Genomic DNA, 16,866 nt, shown 5'->3' with positions numbered 1-16,866 from the left:
GTCTCCTCGCCGGCTAGTCCCCCCGGCGCACCGGGCCCAGGATCGCGGTCTCGCGCGGGCCGGTGACGAGGTCGACCCGACGCCAGAGGTTGCGCCCGAGCACCACGATCCCGCGGTCGGGGAGGGTCCGCAGGGTCTCGGTCATCGCGGGCGTGAGTCGCCACAGCCGTCCGGCGAGCTCGGCCTCGTGCGGGGGCAGGCGCTGGATGAGGACGAGGTCGGCGTCGTCGGCCAGGTCGGACACCGCGGGCACGAGCGAGGGCAGCACGACGAGCGTCGTCTGCCGCGGACGCCGTGCCGGGGCGGGGCCGCGTGCCGTCGCGCCCCGGTCGTAGACGACGAGCAGGGGCTCGCCCCCGGCGGCGAGGTCGGCCGGGGGCTCGCGCACCACGCGGACGGGAGCGGCGGGGTCGGCGGGGTCGTCGGTGTCAGGGGACCCAGCGCCGGGCACCTCGCCCGCGCGCCGGACCGCGTCCCACACCGGCGGCCGTCCGGTGACGATCACCGCGTGCGTACCGGTGCCGACCGCGCGCAGCGTGACCTGGCGGGCGAGGTAGAGCCCGCCGAGGAGGACGACGCGGGTGGGGGCGGGGCGCACGAGGGTGACCGCGACCGGCTCGCCGTCCGTGTCGGCGCCCAGGACGACGCCCGCCGGGCGCACGGGCGGTCCGAGGGCGTCGAGCATCTCCGGCGGCACCGAGAACGTCGGCGCGAGCTCCGGGTCGGCGCGGGTGGGGGCGACGCGGCCCGCGGCGCCGGGCGTCGTCACGGCGCCACCCCGAGCGGGAGCGTCGCGGCGAGCCCGGCGGCGTGCTGGCCGTCGAGAGGGTCGAGGGTCATCCCGAGGGCGTGCCCGCGGGCGACCAGCTCGCGGCCGGCCTCCTCGAGCGCGTCCGGGGTGTCGGCGGTGAGGCGCACGGTGCCGCGCAGCCCGACGGTCGCCGGCGCGTCCCCGTCCCGGTCGGCTCGCGGGTCGGGCTCGAGGGTCAGGGCGAGCGTGCAGGTGCGCGCGGCCGTGGCCGTGAGGGCGGTCAGGCGCTCCGGGGAGTCCGCATCGGGCCAGCGCGTCACGGCGTGCGCCGCGTGCCCGACCTCGCCGACGACCACCGCGCGCCAGTGCTCCCGGAGTCGTCCCGGCTCGCCCGGGGTGTCGGAGACCTCGAGGCCGGCTTCCAGGACCTCGTCGACCCCGAGCGGGCGGACCGCGGTGCCGTGCTCGGCGAGCACCCGCCCGATTCGCGCGAGCGCCCCGACCACCGCCCGGTGCGCCCCGGCGACCCCGCCGCCGCGCTCGGCGACCGCGTCGGGGCAGCGCGCCGGGTCGAGGCGCACGACGAGCCACGCGTCGCGGCGCGCGAGCGGCGGCAGGGCGCCGAGGACCTCGCGGTACGCGGCGGCGGCCGGGGTGTCCTCGGCGACCGGGCGGCAGTGCCAGAGCGCGCTCACGGCGTCGAGCACCACGCCCCGGTCGGCCAGGCAGCCGGCGAGCGCCGCCAGCGGGAACGTCGCGGTGCCCGACGAGGCGTCGCCCGCGACGAGGCCGGGCGCACCGTCGGCGGAGGTCGGGTCGAGCGCGAGCACGGCACTCCAGCCGCCGCCGTGCCCGAGCATCCCCACCTCGCGGCCGTCGTGGTCGCGCGTGCGCGCCACGGTGAGGTCGCCGGTGAGCAGGCGCAGCGTCCGCAGGCGGGGGTCGGCGTCGGGATCGAGCGGCTCGGACTCGCGCTCGCGGGCCCGGAGGCGGTAGCGCAGCGCCAGCCCGATCCACACGACGAGCCGGCGCCCGCGCACCCGCAGCAGCCCGACGAGGAGCGCGGCGGACAGGACGACCCCGGCGAGCGGCAGCAGCCCGGGGTCGAGGGCGACGAGCGCCACAGCGAGGGCGAGCCCGACCTCGACCACCACCACGCCGGCGAGCGGGACGGCCCCGAGGCAGGGCCCGGACGGCCGGCGCGACACCGGCGGCGCCGGACGGGACGGGGTGACGACGAGGCTCACCACGCACCACCCCGCCGGCGGCGGGCCGCGACGGCGCCCACCGCGACGACGGCGGCGACGGCTCCGACGGCGGCGGTGATCCACCCGGTCGCGGGCCCCTCCGTCGGGGGCGCCGGCGGCTCGGGTCGCACCTCGGGCCCCGTGCGGGGCGGGCCGCCACGCACCGCGGCCGCGGCGTCGAGCACCCCGTAGCCGACGGCGTCGTCGCGGACGCCGGGGGTCAGCCCGGGCGGCGGGGCCGCGGAGCGCACGAGCGCGGCGGCGATCTCGCGCGCGGGGGTCTCGGGGGAGCGCTGACGCAGCAGCGCGGCCGCTGCGGCGACCCGCGCGGCGGCGAAGCTCGTGCCGACCAGGGGCCCCGAGGAGCCGTCGGGCGCGCCGAGGGTGGTGGTGAGGCCGGGGCCGCGGGCCGCGAGCGACGACGGCTCGCGTCCGGGGGCGGCGAGGTCGACCCAGGGTCCGGCGAGCGACGACGGGTCGGGGGCGCCGGCGTCGTCGACCGCGCCCACGGCGAGCACGTCGTCGCCGAACCAGGCGGGCACCGGGACGCTGCGCACCGGGCCGCCGGTGTTCGGGGCGCAGGCCGGGCCGGTGTTGCCTGCGGCCGCGACCACGACGACACCGCGGTCGACCGCGTCGCGGACGGCTGCGCGCAGGGCTCCGAGGGCGGGCGCGTCGGACGGGTCGGTGACCTCGGCGGGCGTGCGGCAGGCCGTCAGGGCGAGGGTGAGCACCCCGACCCCCGGGGTGTCCGCGGCGTGCCGGACGGCTCGGGCGAGGCTGGTGACGTCGCCGACCCCGGCGCGGCCGTCGACACCGAAGAAGGCGCTGGTCTGGCGGACGGCGAGGACGCGGGCGGCGGGCGCCCGGCCCACCACCAGGTCGTCGGGAGCGGGGCTCGCGGCGATCACCCCGGCCACCGCGGTGCCGTGCCCGTCGCAGTCGTCGAGGCCGGAGGCGCCGGCCACGAAGTCGCCGCCGTCCACGACGCGTCCCGCGAGCCGGGGGTGGGCGGCGACGCCGGTGTCGACGACGGCGACCAGCTGGCCCTCGCCGCGACCGTCCACCCAGGCGTCCGCGGGGTCGGGGCCCGGCGGGAGGTCGCCGAACCCGGTGCCCGACGGCGGGGTCGGCGAGGGGCAGGGGGCCTCGCGGCGCGCGCCGGGCACGGCGTCCGGGGCGGCGTCGAGGGCGTCGAGCGCCGCGCGGTCCGGCGCGGGGGGCGTCGGGGCGCTGGACGGTGCGTCGAGGGGATCGGTCGCCCCGGCGGGCGCGGCGCCCAGCAGCACCGTGAGCGCGGTGAGCACGAGGGCGCCGGCGAGCGAGCGCGTCACAGGAGCCGCATCGCGGTGTAGAGGTCCATGACGGCCAGCGCCACGGGGAGCACGGCCGCGATCCCGACGGCCTCCGCGATGTCGACGGCCCGCCGGGCCACCGGGGAGAACCGCCGCCGGGGCACCACGACGCCGAGCACGAACGCTCCCGCGCCGACCGCGAGGGCGACCGCCGGCACGGCCAGCATCGCGACGGCCGGCGGGGCGACGAGCAGCCAGCCGACGACCAGCCCCGCGCCCGCGAGCAGCGCGCAGACGAGCAGGGCGACGGCCTGGACGCCGTTGGCGTAGGTGCGCGAGCGCAGGGCGAGCAGGAGCGTCAGCAGGACCGCGAGCACCCAGCCGGCGACACCCCGCCAGCCGCCCACCGGCGCCAGCGCGAGCACCGTGACGGCGCCCGCGGTGACGGCGCTGCACCCGAGGACCAGGCCGGAGAGGGCGGCGTGGGCGCGGTCGGCGCGTCGTTCGATGTCGGCGTGCTCGGCGACACCGGGGTCGTCGGCGAGCTCCTCGGCCGACGCCGGGACGCGGGGCAGCGGGAGGCGCGCCAACGCGATCCCGGTGCGCGGGAGCAGCGCCGACGCGACGAGGGCGAGCGCGCCGGCCCCGGCGGCGATGCCCGCGGCGTCGCCCGCGTCGACCACGGTGGCGATGCCGGCGGCCAGGGCGACGAGCACCGCCGCGGTGAGGGCGCCGAGCAGGGCGGCGACGCCGGCGCGCCCGGCCCGTCCGAGCGCCAGGAGCGAGGCGGCGGCGACGGCCCCGGCGAGGACCGCGCCGAGCAGCAGCTGCGGCGCCCCGGACGTCGTGGCGAGCGAGGCAGCGGGACCGGCGGGTCCCCACGGCACCGCGGCGACGCCCGCCACCCCCGCGAGGGCGACGGCGCCGACGGCGAGGACCGATCCGGCGGCCGTGCCGTCGACCACCCGGGTGCACACCGCGGCCGCGGCGAGCGCCCCGAGGGCGGCGACGCCGGCCACCGCGGCCGTGCCGAGCCCCCCGGCGGTGCCCGGACCCCGGCCGGCGACGACGAGCGCGAGGACCGCCCCCGCCAGTCCGAGGGCCAGCCCGCAGAGCCCGAGGACACCCGCGAGCCCCGGCCCCCACGCCCGGTAGCTCGCCGGCGTGGCCTCGGCGACGGCGTCGACCACGTCGTCGAACAGCGGGGGCGGCGCCGCGTCGGCCCGTCGTCGCAGCACGAGCTGGTCGCCGTCGAGGACACCGAGGGACGCGAGCGTGCGCGACGGGTCGACCGGGCCCTGCCCGAGCGGGGCGAGCGTCCAGGCGCCGCCGCGGGCGCCGGCGCCCGACTCGCCGGTCATGTCCAGCAGCACCGGCAGCAGGTCGGCCAGCGGGACGTCCGGGGGCAGGGCGACGTCGACCCGCGTGCGGGGCGCGAGGACCGACACCCGGCTCGCGGCCGTGACCGGCGCGGCCGACCCCGCGGGCAACGAGGCGCGGGCCCCGTCGCCGGCGGCCCCCGGCAGCGCGCGACCCGGGCGGGCGGTGTCCGTCATGCGCTCCTCCCGGCTCTCGGCGACCGTCGTTCGGGGATCTTGGCATCGGTGCCGTCCGGGGACCGTCCGGAGGTTCGCCGAGACGGACCCCGGGCGGGCCGCGGCTCCTTAGTATGGCCGGACCGCGGGGGCCGGGTGGTGCGTTCGGAGGATGGGGGGCGACCGGTGGGCACACGGGTCTTCCGGCGCGCCGCCCGCCCGGCGCCCCCGGAGGTGCCGTCGGGCGAGGTCCACCTCGAGGCCCCGCCGGAGATCCCCCGCGCGGTGCCGACGTCCCCGTTGCTGCGGCTGTTGCCGCTGCTCATGGTGCTCGGCTCGCTCGGGTTCATCGTCGTCATCGGCGTCGACAACCCCACCTCGTGGCTCTTCGGCGGGATGTTCGCGCTCTCCACCATCGGCATGGTCGCCGGTGGCGCGACGCGTGGCGGCGGGCAGCGCCGTGCGGAGGCCGACGAGGACCGCAAGGACTACCTGCGCTACCTCGCGCAGATGCGCCGGCGGGCCCGCGAGACGGCGGTCGACCAGCGGCGCGCCCTCGAGTGGACCCACCCCGAGCCCGCGACCCTGGTCGGTCTCGCGCGTGGCCCGCGGATGTGGGAGCGCCGCCCGTCCGACCCGGACTTCGCGCACGTGCGCGTCGGCCGGGGCTCCCAGCGCCTCGCGACCGCCCTCGTCCCCCCGCAGACCGGCCCCGTCGACGACCTCGAGCCGGTGTCGACGGTGGCCCTGCGCCGCTTCGTGCGCACCCACTCGATCGTCCCGGACCTGCCCACCGCGGTGTCGTTGCGCGCGTTCGCGTCGGTGGGCGTCACCGGCGGCGACGCGGCGAGCCGCCGCGGGCTCGTGCGGGCGCTGCTCGCGCAGCTCGTGACGTTCCACAGCCCCGAGGACCTCGTGGTCGCCGTGGCCGCCACGGGTCCGGCCCGCGCGGAGTGGGAGTGGGTGAAGTGGCTCCCGCACGTCGCGCACCCGCGGCTGTCCGACGGCGCCGGGCCGGTGCGGATGGTGACGTCCTCGCTGGCCGCGGTCGAGTCGTGGCTGGCCCCGGAGCTCGCCGGGCGGGGCCGGTTCACCCGGGGCGCCGCGCCGGCCGCCGACACCCGCCACGTGGTCGTCGTGCTCGAGGACGCCGAGGTCACGCGCTCGGAGCAGGTCGTGCTCGACGAGGGCCTGGCCGGCGTCACCGTGATCGACCTGTCGGACGCGCTCGGCACGCTGACCGCGCGCCGGGGGCTCGGGCTGGTCCTCGGAGCGGACGGCGAGGGCCGCATCGGGGCCCGGGGCCAGCAGGGCGTCGAGTGGTTCGGCCGGCCCGACACCCTCGGCGGTGCCGAGGCCGAGGCGCTCGCCCGGCGGCTCGCGCCCTGCCGCCCGCCCGCGGCCGGCGCGCACGACGAGGAACCGCTGCTGACCAGCCCCGGCATCCTCGAGCTGCTCGGCGTCGACGGCGAGCCCGACACGTTCGACGTCACCGCGGCCTGGCGCCCGCGCCCGGTGCGCGACCGGCTGCGGGTGCCGTTCGGGGTCTCGGCCGAGGGCGAGCCGGTGGAGCTCGACATCAAGGAGGCCGCCCAGGAGGGGATGGGCCCGCACGGGCTGTGCGTCGGGGCCACCGGGTCGGGCAAGTCCGAGCTGCTGCGGACCCTCGTGCTCGGGCTGATCACGACGCACTCGTCCGAGGCACTCAACCTCGTGCTGGTCGACTTCAAGGGCGGTGCCACGTTCGCCGGGCTCGCCGGGGCACCGCACGTCGCCGCGGTGATCACCAACCTCGCCGACGACCTCAGCCTCGTCGACCGCATGCAGGACGCGCTGGCGGGCGAGATGCAGCGCCGGCAGGAGAAGCTGCGCGCCGCGGGCAACCTCGCCAACGTCACCGAGTACGAGCGCGCCCGGGAGAACGGCGCGCCGCTGGACCCGTTGCCGACCCTGTTCGTCGTCGTCGACGAGTTCTCGGAGCTGCTGAGCCAGAAGCCCGACTTCGCGGAGCTGTTCGTCGCGATCGGGCGGCTCGGCCGCTCGTTGCAGATGCATCTGCTGCTCGCATCGCAGCGCCTCGAGGAGGGACGGCTGCGGGGCCTCGACTCGCACCTGTCCTACCGCATCGGGCTCAAGACGTTCTCGCCGTCGGACTCGCGGGCGGTGCTCGGGGTCCCGGACGCGGCGGAGCTGCCGCCGGTCCCGGGCTCGGGCTACCTGAAGGTCGAGTCGTCGACGATGACCCGGTTCAAGGCCGGCTACGTGTCGGCGCCGTACCGCTCCGCCGAGCCCGCCGCGCCCGACCCGTCCCCGGTGCCCCGCGAGATGCGCCCGCGTCCCTTCACCGCGAGCTGGGTGGAGCCGGGCGCGGTGCTCGAGAGCCACGGCAACGGCAACGGTCACGCCCCGGCCGGCGGGCCGCCCGCGGTGATCGGCCCGCACGGGCCGTCGGTGCCGCGCGGGGCGGGGACGCCGTCGGTGCTCGACGTCGTCGTCGAACGGCTGCGCGGCCAGGGCCCGCCCGCGCACGAGGTCTGGCTGCCGCCGCTGGCCGACCCGTCGACGCTCGACGCGCTGCTGCCGCCCCTGACCGCGACCCCGGACCGCGGGCTCACTGCGCCCGGCTTCCCCGCCAACGGGCAGCTCGCGGTGCCGGTGGGCGTCGTCGACCGCCCCTACGACCAGCGCCGCGACGTGCTGTGGGCCGAGCTCGCCGGTGCGGCGGGGCACGTGGTGGTCGCCGGCGGGCCGCAGTCGGGGAAGTCGACACTGCTGCGCACGCTCGTCGCCGGGGCCGCGCTGACCCACACGCCGGCCGAGGTGCAGTTCTACGCGGTGGACCTGGGCGGCGGCACGCTCTCCGGGCTGGCGGGGCTGCCGCACGTCGGCACGGTCGCGGGGCGCGGCGAGCCCGAGCTCGTGCGGCGCACGGTGGCCGAGGTGACGACACTGCTCGCGGGCCGGGAGCGCTGGTTCCGCGAGGCCGGGGTCGAGTCGATGGCCGACCTGCGGGCCCGGCGCCGCCGCGGCGAGCTCGCGCCCGGCACCGGCGGCAGCGACATGCTCGGCGACGTCTTCCTCGTCGTCGACGGCTGGCACGCCTTCCGCACCGAGCACGAGGGCCTCGAGCAGACGGTGATCTCGCTGGCGACCGGCGGCCTCTCGTACGGGGTGCACGTCGTGATCACGGCGAGCCGCTGGGCGGAGCTGCGGCCCGCCCTCAAGGACCTGCTCGGTACCCGCTTCGAGCTGCGGCTCGGGGACCCGTCGGAGTCCGAGGTCGACCGCCGCGTCGCCGCCGTCGTGCCGTCGGGGCGGCCGGGGCGCGGGCTCTCGCCGGACAAGCGCCACGTCCTCACGGCCCTGCCGCGTCTCGACGGCGTGGCCGACACGGCCGACCTCGGGCGCGCCACCGGCGAGCTCGTCGCCCGCGTCGCGGCGGCCTGGGGCGGCACCGGGGCGCCGCGGGTGCGACTGCTCCCGGACCGCGTGGGGGTCGAGGCGCTGCCCGGCCCGGACGAGGGCCCGCCGCACCTCCTGCCGCTCGGGCTGTCCGAGGAGCGCCTCGCGCCGGTCCTGCTCGACGTCTCCGCCGACCCGCACTTCGTCTGCTTCGCCGACGCCGAGTCGGGCAAGACGGCGCTGCTGCGGGGGCTGGCCCACCAGATCGTCACCCGGTACCGGCCGGACCAGGCCCGGCTGGTGATCGTCGACTACCGGCGCTCGCTGCTCGGGGCGGTGGCCAGCGACCACCTCATCTCCTACACGTCGTCGGCCGCGGCGCTGACCCAGGCGCTCGCCGAGCTCGTCGAGTCGCTGCAGCGCCGGCTGCCCGGCCCCGACGTCACGCCCGAGCAGTTGCGGGCGCGCTCGTGGTGGACCGGCCCGGACGTCTTCGTCCTCGTCGACGACTACGACCTCGTCGCGGGCGCCGCGACCAACCCGCTGGCCGTCCTGCTCGACCTGCTGCCCCAGGCCCGCGACGTCGGCCTGCACCTCGTCGTCGCGCGGCGCACGGGCGGCGCGTCCCGCGCGGTGTTCGAGCCGGTGCTCGCCCGCCTGCGTGAGCTCTCGTCCCCGGGGATCGTCATGAGCGGCAGCCGGGACGAGGGCGTGCTGCTGGGCACCGTGCGGCCGGGTCCGCAGCCGCCGGGGCGCGGGTGGCTCGTCGGGCGACGCCACGGGGAGCGGCTCGTGCAGGTCGGGTGGCGCGCCCCGGATCCGCCGATCACCGGCCCGGACGCCGCACCGTGAGCGAGGGCCCCACGGTCGCGATCGACCTCGGGGTGACGACGGTGGCCGCGGCCGTGGACGTGTCGCCCGACCCACGCGCCTCCGCGGAGACCGTCGAACCCGCCGAGGTGCCGCTCGACCTCGCCGCCGTGTTCGCCCCCGCCGACGGCACGGCGCTCGCCGTCGGGGCGGCCGCCCGGCGGCTGGCCCCGACCGATCCCTCGCGCTACGAGCCGACGCCGCGTCTGCGGGTCGACGATCCCGACCTCCTGCTCGGCACCCGGGTGGTCGGGATCGCGGAGGCGTGGGGCGCCGTGCTCGCCGGGGCGCTCGAGCGGGCGGGCCCGCTGCTGCGCGGGGACCGGCCGCGCCACCTCGTCCTCACCCACCCGGCCGGCTGGGACGCGGGGCGCCGCGAGGTGCTGCGGCGGGCCGGGTCCGGGCTCGCCGCCGGGCTCACCCTGCTCGCCGAGCCCGTCGCGGCCGTCGCGCACGCCGCGTGGATGCGCCCGCAGGACGAGGGTCGCGCGCGGCCCGGGCCCGTCGCGGTGCTCGACCTCGGGGCGCGCGGGGCCGACGCGTCCGTCCTCGCGCCCGACCCCGGGCGCTGCGGTGGGGCCCGGCTGCTCGCGCGGCGACGGGACGACCGCTTCGGTGGCGACGACGCCGACGAGCTGCTGCTGGGTCACCTGCTCTCGACGCTCGCGGACGAGCCGACCCCCGAGGACCCGTCGCGTGAGGATCCGGCTGCGCGGCGCGATGCCGACCGGGTCCGCGAGGTCGTCGCCGCCACGACCCTCGGCGACCGGCGGCACCGCCAGGTGCTGCTCGACGACGTGCGAGCCGCGAAGGAGCAGCTCTCCGACGCCGAGCAGGCCGCGGTGCCGCTGCCCGGACGGCTCACGGCGGCGTGGCTGTCGCGGGGCGAGCTCACCGAGGTGCTGCGTCCGTCGCTGCGGCGGGTCGTGGACCTCCTCGCCGAGACGCTCGCCGACGCCGGCACCGGCCCGGAGCACCTCGACGGCGTGTGGCTCACCGGCGGCGGCGCGCGGATCCCGCTGCTCGGGGCGCTCGTGCACCGCGAGCTGGGCGTGCCCGCCACCGTGGCCCCCGAGCCGCGGCTGGTCGTGGTGCGGGGTGCGCTCGTCGTGGCCCGGGAGGACGAGGCGCTGCTCGGAGGGGTCGCCGGCGCCGGTGCGGCGTCGTCGCGGGTGCGGGCGGGGGCCGGTGCGGGCTCGTCATCGTCGTCCGCACCCCGGTCGGCCGCCGGCCCGCTGCTCGACCCCCCGACCGTCGAGCTGCCGCCGGGGGAGCGGGCGTGGCCCCGGGCCGAGCCCGCGGAGCCCGACGCCGAACCGACCGAGGACCTCGGCGACGCCGCCGACACCCCGGCCTGGCTCACGCCGACCTCGTCGGGGTCCCCGGCGCTGCTCCCGGTGCGCCGTGTCGACGCCGCGGACGGGGACGACGGGGGCGAGGACGCCACCGCCCCGGGCGCGGCCGTGGTCGCGCGGCCGCTCTCCTCCCGGCCCCGGCCCGGGTCCTCGCGCCGGCTCCCTGCGCGCCGGCCGCGGTCGGCCGGCCCGCCGCGGCGCCCGGTGGGTGTGGGGGCGGTCGTCGTCGCGGTGCTGGCGATCCTCGCCCTGGTCACCGGGATCGTCCTGGGCGTCCGGGCCGTGAGCCGCCCGTCCGGCACGCCCACGGTCGTCGGCGGGCAGATCTTCGTCGCTCCCGTCGGGTGGGTCACCGCCGGCGGCGACGCGGCCGTGCGCCGGGTGCTGCTCCGCCCCGCGGGCGCCCCGCGGGGCACCGACCTCGTCGCCGTCCAGGAGAACCCCCTCGACGGGGCCGCCGCGGACCCGGAGCGCGCCCGCGGGCAGCTGGCCGCCCAGTACGAGGCCGCGCGCGCCGCCGGCGGTCCCGTGTCGGGCTACGAGGCGCGCGCCGAGTTCGGCGACCGCGAGGTCGCCCGCTACCGCCAGGACCCCGCGCCGGGCGTGCGGGTCGACTGGTTCGTGGTGCTCTCGCCGCCGTCGTCGATGGTCAGCGTCGGGTGCCGGCACGGCACGGACGACGCCGAGGCGACGCGGGTCCTGGCGGCCTGCGCGCAGGTCGTCGAGACCCTCGGGCCCGCCGGCTGACCTGGTCGCGGATCGGGTCCGCGGGTTTCACGAAACGACCACCACGGCCCGCACCCGCTCGTCATGCTCGATCCGTCAGCAGCACACGGGGCCGGTCGGCCCCCGGACACGGAGGGAGCCGCGGATGGCCGGGCAGTTCGGTACCGAGACCGACGTCATGCTCACCGCCTCGCAGCGGATCCAGGACATCAAGCAGGGCATGCAGGGCCACATGAGCAGCCTGCAGTCGCAGCTCGCGCCCCTGGCGGGCACGTGGCGCGGGCAGGGGTCGGTCGCGTTCCAGGGGCTCATGGCGCGGTGGAACGAGGACGCGACGCGGATCAACACCGCCCTCGACGAGATCGCGGCGAAGATCGGCCAGAGCGGGCGGAACTACGCCGCCTCCGACGAGGACAACCGCCAGGCGTTCTCCCGGCTCGGCGGCACGGGCGGGTCGGGTCCGGCCCCCGGGGCGACGACGCCCGCCTCCGGCGGCGGCCTCGGCCAGTACCTCTGAGACACCCGACGTTCGAGGACGGAGTCCCCATGAGCAGTGAGATCCGGGTGTCGTTCGGCGACATCGAGGGCGCGCAGGCCAACATCGGCCGGGGCGCGTCCGCCATCGAGCAGGAGCTGGCCGATCTGGACTCCACGATCGCCCAGCTCGCGGTCTGGGACGGCGCGGCCGCCGACTTCTACCGCCAGCGCCAGCAGCAGATCCGCACGTCCTGGGAGGACATGAAGGGCCTGCTGGCGCAGATCGGCACGCGCACCGGCACGGTCAACGCGAACTACCAGAACACCGAGAACCAGGTGAAGAACATGTTCACCTGACGGCGGCTCCGCGGGGACGGCCAGCGGCGAGGGGGTGGTCGCCGTCGGCGACGGTCGCACGCGTACTCTGGACGACTGATGCGCGGTGCATGTCCCGCGCCCGCTCGACCACACCCCGGCCCCGAGCCGACCGCCCAGCCGTCCGTGACGAGGTAGCTTCCGTGCGCACGTTCAGTCCGAAGCCCGGTGACATCGACCGCGCCTGGCACGTCATCGACGCGTCCGACGTCGTCCTCGGCCGCCTGGCCGCCCAGAGCGCCCAGCTGCTGCGGGGCAAGCACAAGCCGACGTACGCGCCGCACGTCGACACCGGCGACTTCGTCGTGATCGTGAACGCGGAGAAGATCGCCCTCACCGGCGGCAAGCGTGACGACAAGATGGTGTACCACCACAGCGGCTTCCCCGGCGGCCTGCGCTCGCGCACGATCGGCGAGGAGCTCGACAGGTTCCCGGCGCGCGTGGTCGAGAAGGCCATCAAGGGCATGCTTCCGCACAACCGCCTCGGCCGCGCCATGGGCAGCAAGCTCAAGGTGTACGCCGGTCCCGAGCACCCCCACGCCGCGCAGAAGCCGGTGCCTTACGAGATTCGACAGGTGAGCCAGTGACCAGCCCCGACGACGCGACCGACCAGCCCGAGGTCAACGACACGGACGCGGCCCAGACGCTCGCCGAAGCTGCGGACCTGCCCGAGGGCGCCGTCGGCGGCACCCCGGTGTCCGCCACGGACGAGCCCGGCGCCGACGACGAGGTCCTGGCCGAGGTCGAGGTGGACGCCGAGACCGACGGCGCCGAGACCGACGACGCCGAGACCGACGTCTTCGGTGACGCCGCGCCCGCGCCGGTGTTCGCCCAGATCGACCGCCCCATCCAGACGGTCGGCCGCCGCAAGGAGGCCATCGTCCGCGTCCGCCTCGTGTCGGGCACGGGCCGCATCGTGTGCAACGGGAAGGCCTTCGAGGAGTACTTCCCGAACAAGGTGCACCAGCAGCTCATCCGTGAGCCGCTGGTGATCACCGAGCGCACCGAGCAGTTCGACGTCTTCGCCACCCTCCACGGTGGTGGCACGTCGGGTCAGGCCGGCGCCCTGCGCCTGGGCCTCGCCCGCGCCCTCACCGAGGTCGACCCCGACGACCGTCCGGGCCTCAAGAAGGCCGGCTTCCTCACCCGCGACCCGCGGGCCACGGAGCGCAAGAAGTACGGCCTCAAGAAGGCCCGGAAGGCTCCTCAGTACTCGAAGCGCTGATGGCGCGGCTCTTCGGCACCGACGGTGTGCGGGGGCTGGCCAACGCCGACCTGTCGCCCGAGCTGGCGACGGCGGTCTCCGCGTCGGCTGCGGGCGTGCTCGCCGAGCACGCCCGGGCCGGCGGTCGGCGTGGTGCCTCGGGCGGTCGTCCCCTGGCCGTCGTGGGTCGTGACCCGCGGGCCAGCGGCGAGATGCTCGAGGCGGCGGTCACCGCCGGTCTGAGCGCCGCGGGCGCAGACGTCCTGCGTGTCGGCGTGTTGCCGACGCCGGGCGTCGCGTACCTCACCGGCGAGTTCGACGCCGACCTCGGTGTGATGATCTCAGCGTCGCACAACCCGATGCCCGACAACGGCATCAAGCTCTTCGCCGCCGGCGGGCACAAGCTGCCCGACGCGCTCGAGGACGAGATCGAGGCCCACGTCCGCGCGGGCGACGCCACGCCGCGTCCCACCGGCCACGACATCGGCCGGGTGCGCGACGTCCCCGATGCGCTCGAGCGCTACGTGGCCCACCTCGCGTCGGCCACGCCGACGCCGCTGGCGGGGCTGCACGTCGTCGTCGACTGCGCGCACGGCGCCGCCTCGCTGGCCGCGCCCCGCGCGTACGCCGCGGCCGGCGCCCGGGTGACCGCGCTGCACGCGGACCCCGACGGCTGGAACATCAACGACGGCGTCGGCTCCACGCACATGGACGTCCTCACGCAAGCGGTCGTGGCCGAGGGTGCCGACCTGGGGATCGCCCACGACGGCGACGCCGACCGGTGCCTCGCCGTGGCGGCCGACGGCTCCGTCGTCGACGGCGACCAGATCCTCGCGATCCTCGCGCTCGACATGCACGAGCGCGGCGAGCTCGCGGCGGACACCCTCGTCGTCACCGTGATGAGCAACCTCGGCCTGCACCTCGCCATGGCCGACGCCGGGGTCGCGCTGCGGACGACGGCGGTGGGCGACCGCTACGTCCTCGAGGAGCTGCGCTCCGGGAGCTTCTCGCTCGGCGGCGAGCAGTCCGGGCACGTCGTGCTCCCGGCGCACGCCACCACCGGCGACGGGCTGCTCACGGCCCTGCGCCTCATGGCGCGCGTCGCTCACACCGGACGCCCGCTCGGCGACCTCGCCGCCGTGATGACGCGCCTGCCCCAGGTGCTCGTCAACGTGCCCGTCGCCGACAAGGCCGCCGTGGGCGCCTCGACCGAGGTCGCCGACGCCGTCGCCGCCGCCGAGGCCGAGCTCGCGGGCCGGGGCCGGGTGCTGCTGCGCCCCTCGGGCACCGAGCAGCTCGTCCGCGTGATGGTCGAGGCGCCGACGCAGGTGGTGGCCGGCCAGGTCGCCGACCGCCTCGCGGGGCTCGTCTCCAGCGTCCGCTGACGACGTCCGTCGGCGACGCAGCGCAGCCGGTTCGCGACGCTCGGTACGGCCTCACCCACCGGGACGGACCGGTCCCGGGTTCGCGCTCCCGGGCGGTCGGTCAGGCGTTAACCTGACGGCGGTCCCGCGCCCCGGCGTCGTCGGGAGCGGGACGGGACGGTGTCGGTTCCCCGCTCGTGCGGGCCGGACGCGGAGGACGCGGATGGACTCGATCCCGCCCCCGCACGGTCCGGCCCGGCACCTGGACGAGCTCCTCGAGGGTCTCGGCCCCACGAACGACGACGACGCCGCCGAGGACGACGGCCCGCCGCCCGACCTCCCCGAGGTCGTCGAGGCCGTGACGGGCCGCGCGCGCGACCTCCACGAGCTGGCCGACCGGCTCAGCGCCGACCACGGCGAGCCCGGCCGGGCCGGTGAGAGCGGCACGCTCTCGGCCGTCGCGCTCCTGCGGGCCCACGCCGGCGCCGTCGACGACCTGGCGGAGCACCTGCTCAGCGCCGGGTCGGGCGACGAGAACGGTGACGACACCGGCCCCGGGGGCCCCGGACCGCGCGGGGTGCCGCGCAGCGCCGGGTGACCCGCCCCGACCGCCCGCTCCGGCTCGTCGGAGAGGCCGGCCCGGTCGACGTCGCGGGGCCGACCCGCGCCGTCCTGTTCGGCGCCGTCGACACGGCGGTCGGCGTACTGACCACCCACCTCACCCGCTGGACGGCCCTGCCGCCGCGCTGGCGGGGCATCCCCGCCGGCCCGGACACCGACCCGGCCACCGTGCGGCGCGCCGGCGCCGAGGCCCGCGAGCTCCCCGACCCGGCGGCGCTCGCCGCGCAGGCGGAGGCGCTGCGCGAGGCCGCGACGCAGGTGCGCCGTCAGCACGTCGACACCGCCGAGGACCTCGGGCCGCTGTGGGACACGTGGGCGGGACCGTCCGCCGACGCCGTGCAGAAGCGGGTGTCGGCGCTCGCGCGCTCCGCGCACGGCCTCGTGGGCGAGCTGGGGGACACCGCGGACGTCTTCGAGGTGGCGGCGGCCACCGTCGCGGCCGCGTCGCGCGACCTCGCGGCGGGCGCGGCCGCCGTCCGGCCCACGGACCCTGTCGGCGGCCTGCACCCGGCCCAGGTCGACGCCCTGCTGGCCGCGCTCGGCGCCGACCCGTCGGCGGAATCCCGGCTGCGGGCCTGGGCCGCCGACCTCGAGGAGCGCCTGCGCGTCTTCCTCGCCGCCGCCGCGCGCAGCCGTGCCGCCGGACGCGAGGCCGGCGCGCGGGTGCGCGAGCGCCTCGCGGCGGGCGGGGGCGACCCGCTCAGGCCGAGTGGACCTCGGTCCCCTTGACCGGGCCGTCGAAGGCCGCCGCGTAACGCCCGTCGCCGTTCAGGCGGTGCAGCAGGAACCCGGTGAGCAGCGCCTTCACGAGGCTCCGCGTCGCCGGCTCGCCCTTGCCGTCGAGCAGGATGTCGCTCCAGTGCCGACCCTCGAGCAGGCCGAGGTGGGTGGCCTTCTTGAGCGTGCGCAGCGACGACTCGCCGCCCCAGTTCTGCTCGACCAGGTCGGCGCCCGCCGCGGGCGGCGAGACGAGGTCCTTGCCGAAGCCGAGGTGCATGCCGGGCAGGTGCACGGCCCGGGCGGCGTCGACCGCCGAGGGCTTCGTGTCGGTCAGGGCGATGGTGGCGACGGCCTGGACCGCGACGCCGTGACCCACCTCCCAGTACGGCTCGCCGACCGCCTGCACCTGCGTGTCGGCCGCGGGCACGGCCGCGGCGAGGACGGCCGATCCCGCGCCCATGCCGTGCCCGGCGAGGCCGAGCCTGCCCGGGTCGACGCTCACGGCGGCGCCGCGGGCGCTGCCGCCCAGCCGCACGCCGGAGCAGACGCCGAGGGCGGTGCGCAGGTCGTGCGCGAGGGCACGGTGCGAGCCGATCGGGCTGCGCTGGGTGTCCGGGGCCGCGGCGACGATCCCCCAGCTCGCGAGGTGCCGGAGCAGCCCGAAGTAGCGGGAGGCCGGCTGCAGCCAGTCGTGCGCGAAGGCCACGGCCGGCAGGCCGGTGCCCGTGGCGGGGGTGAACACCGCTCCGGGCAGCCCGACCAGCGCGAGCTCTCCGCGCAGCACGGGGTACGGGCCGGGCCGCGAGAGCTCGGCGACCACGGCCTTCGGCGCCAGGGCCTTCCCACCGATCACGCTCGCCATGGCCCGGGAACCTATCGGAGCGGGGCGGTCACGGCCCGTCGTGACCCCCCGGGAGGTCGTGC

At 78.1% G+C, this 16,866-nt stretch carries 14 protein-coding genes; 9 read left to right on the top strand and 5 right to left on the bottom strand.

The annotated features are described in order from the left end of the window. Positions 1–13: 13 nt before the first annotated feature. The 4 genes from PH191_RS09370 to eccD are packed head-to-tail and all read right to left on the bottom strand — an operon-like array spanning position 14 to position 4,849. Complete coding sequence (locus PH191_RS09370; RefSeq protein WP_476293809.1) at positions 14–769, bottom strand: hypothetical protein; 756 nt, start codon at positions 767–769, stop codon at positions 14–16. Continuing rightward, positions 766–1,998 carry a type VII secretion protein EccE gene (eccE, locus tag PH191_RS09365; protein WP_274194338.1) on the bottom strand — a complete coding sequence of 411 codons (1,233 nt, stop codon included), beginning with the start codon at positions 1,996–1,998 and terminating at the stop codon, positions 766–768. Before eccE ends, PH191_RS09370 begins: the two co-directional genes overlap by 4 nt. Next, complete coding sequence (gene mycP, locus PH191_RS09360; RefSeq protein WP_274194337.1) at positions 1,995–3,332, bottom strand: type VII secretion-associated serine protease mycosin; 1,338 nt, start codon at positions 3,330–3,332, stop codon at positions 1,995–1,997. The genes eccE and mycP overlap by 4 nt, the downstream gene beginning before the upstream one ends. Then, positions 3,329–4,849 carry a type VII secretion integral membrane protein EccD gene (gene eccD / locus PH191_RS09355; protein ID WP_274194336.1) on the bottom strand — a complete coding sequence of 507 codons (1,521 nt, stop codon included), beginning with the start codon at positions 4,847–4,849 and terminating at the stop codon, positions 3,329–3,331. The genes mycP and eccD overlap by 4 nt, the downstream gene beginning before the upstream one ends. A gap of 165 nt (positions 4,850–5,014) precedes the next feature. Here eccD and eccCa point away from each other — a divergent pair, with 165 nt between their 5' ends. The 9 genes from eccCa to PH191_RS09310 all read left to right on the top strand — a co-directional run bounded on the left by eccCa (position 5,015) and on the right by PH191_RS09310 (position 15,951). Then, positions 5,015–9,082, top strand: coding sequence for a type VII secretion protein EccCa (eccCa, locus tag PH191_RS09350; protein ID WP_274194335.1), 4,068 nt, complete (start codon positions 5,015–5,017; stop codon positions 9,080–9,082). Then, positions 9,079–11,202, top strand: coding sequence for a type VII secretion-associated protein (locus tag PH191_RS09345; RefSeq protein WP_274194334.1), 2,124 nt, complete (start codon positions 9,079–9,081; stop codon positions 11,200–11,202). Before eccCa ends, PH191_RS09345 begins: the two co-directional genes overlap by 4 nt. Positions 11,203–11,326: 124 nt before the next feature. Beyond that, positions 11,327–11,698, top strand: a complete 372-nt coding sequence (locus tag PH191_RS09340) for a WXG100 family type VII secretion target (RefSeq protein ID WP_274194333.1) — start codon at positions 11,327–11,329, stop codon at positions 11,696–11,698. Positions 11,699–11,727: 29 nt separating this feature from the next. Then, the gene (locus PH191_RS09335; protein WP_274194332.1) at positions 11,728–12,015 is read left to right on the top strand and encodes a WXG100 family type VII secretion target; all 288 of its coding nucleotides are present in this window, start codon (positions 11,728–11,730) and stop codon (positions 12,013–12,015) included. Between the two features lie 161 nt (positions 12,016–12,176). Further along, on the top strand, positions 12,177–12,620 hold the full coding sequence (gene rplM, locus PH191_RS09330) for a 50S ribosomal protein L13 (RefSeq protein ID WP_274190731.1): 444 nt from the start codon (positions 12,177–12,179) through the stop codon (positions 12,618–12,620). Then, positions 12,617–13,258 (top strand): 30S ribosomal protein S9, encoded by a 642-nt coding sequence (gene rpsI / locus PH191_RS09325; RefSeq protein ID WP_274194331.1) that lies wholly within the window; start codon positions 12,617–12,619, stop codon positions 13,256–13,258. Before rplM ends, rpsI begins: the two co-directional genes overlap by 4 nt. Continuing rightward, a complete protein-coding gene (gene glmM / locus PH191_RS09320) occupies positions 13,258–14,622 on the top strand; it encodes a phosphoglucosamine mutase (RefSeq protein WP_274194330.1) in 1,365 nt (454 codons plus the stop codon). The genes rpsI and glmM overlap by 1 nt, the downstream gene beginning before the upstream one ends. A gap of 202 nt (positions 14,623–14,824) precedes the next feature. Continuing rightward, a complete protein-coding gene (locus PH191_RS09315; RefSeq protein ID WP_274194329.1) occupies positions 14,825–15,199 on the top strand; it encodes a hypothetical protein in 375 nt (124 codons plus the stop codon). Continuing rightward, positions 15,196–15,951: a hypothetical protein gene (locus PH191_RS09310; protein WP_274194328.1), complete on the top strand. Its 756-nt coding sequence runs from the start codon at positions 15,196–15,198 to the stop codon at positions 15,949–15,951. Before PH191_RS09315 ends, PH191_RS09310 begins: the two co-directional genes overlap by 4 nt. Here PH191_RS09310 and PH191_RS09305 read toward each other — a convergent pair. Further along, positions 15,923–16,804 carry a dienelactone hydrolase family protein gene (locus PH191_RS09305; protein WP_274194327.1) on the bottom strand — a complete coding sequence of 294 codons (882 nt, stop codon included), beginning with the start codon at positions 16,802–16,804 and terminating at the stop codon, positions 15,923–15,925. The genes PH191_RS09310 and PH191_RS09305 overlap by 29 nt on opposite strands. Positions 16,805–16,866: the final 62 nt, after the last annotated feature.

This window comes from Actinomycetospora callitridis (genome assembly GCF_028737265.1).
In the GTDB taxonomy this organism is placed as follows: Bacteria; Actinomycetota; Actinomycetes; order Mycobacteriales; family Pseudonocardiaceae; genus Actinomycetospora; species Actinomycetospora callitridis.
Note: the sequence above shows the minus strand (reverse complement) of the source record. Positions and strands in the feature narration are given on the sequence as shown.

Bases quoted from the DNA above. Each gene is read 5' to 3' on its own strand.
- glmM (WP_274194330.1), top strand. From the start codon at position 13,258: ATGGCGCGGCTCTTCGGCACCGACGGTGTGCGGGGGCTGGCCAACGCC.
- PH191_RS09340 (WP_274194333.1), top strand. From the start codon at position 11,327: ATGGCCGGGCAGTTCGGTACCGAGACCGACGTCATGCTCACCGCCTCG.
- PH191_RS09335 (WP_274194332.1), top strand. From the start codon at position 11,728: ATGAGCAGTGAGATCCGGGTGTCGTTCGGCGACATCGAGGGCGCGCAG.
- eccD (WP_274194336.1), bottom strand. From the start codon at position 4,849: ATGACGGACACCGCCCGCCCGGGTCGCGCGCTGCCGGGGGCCGCCGGC.
- PH191_RS09315 (WP_274194329.1), top strand. From the start codon at position 14,825: ATGGACTCGATCCCGCCCCCGCACGGTCCGGCCCGGCACCTGGACGAG.
- PH191_RS09305 (WP_274194327.1), bottom strand. From the start codon at position 16,804: ATGGCGAGCGTGATCGGTGGGAAGGCCCTGGCGCCGAAGGCCGTGGTC.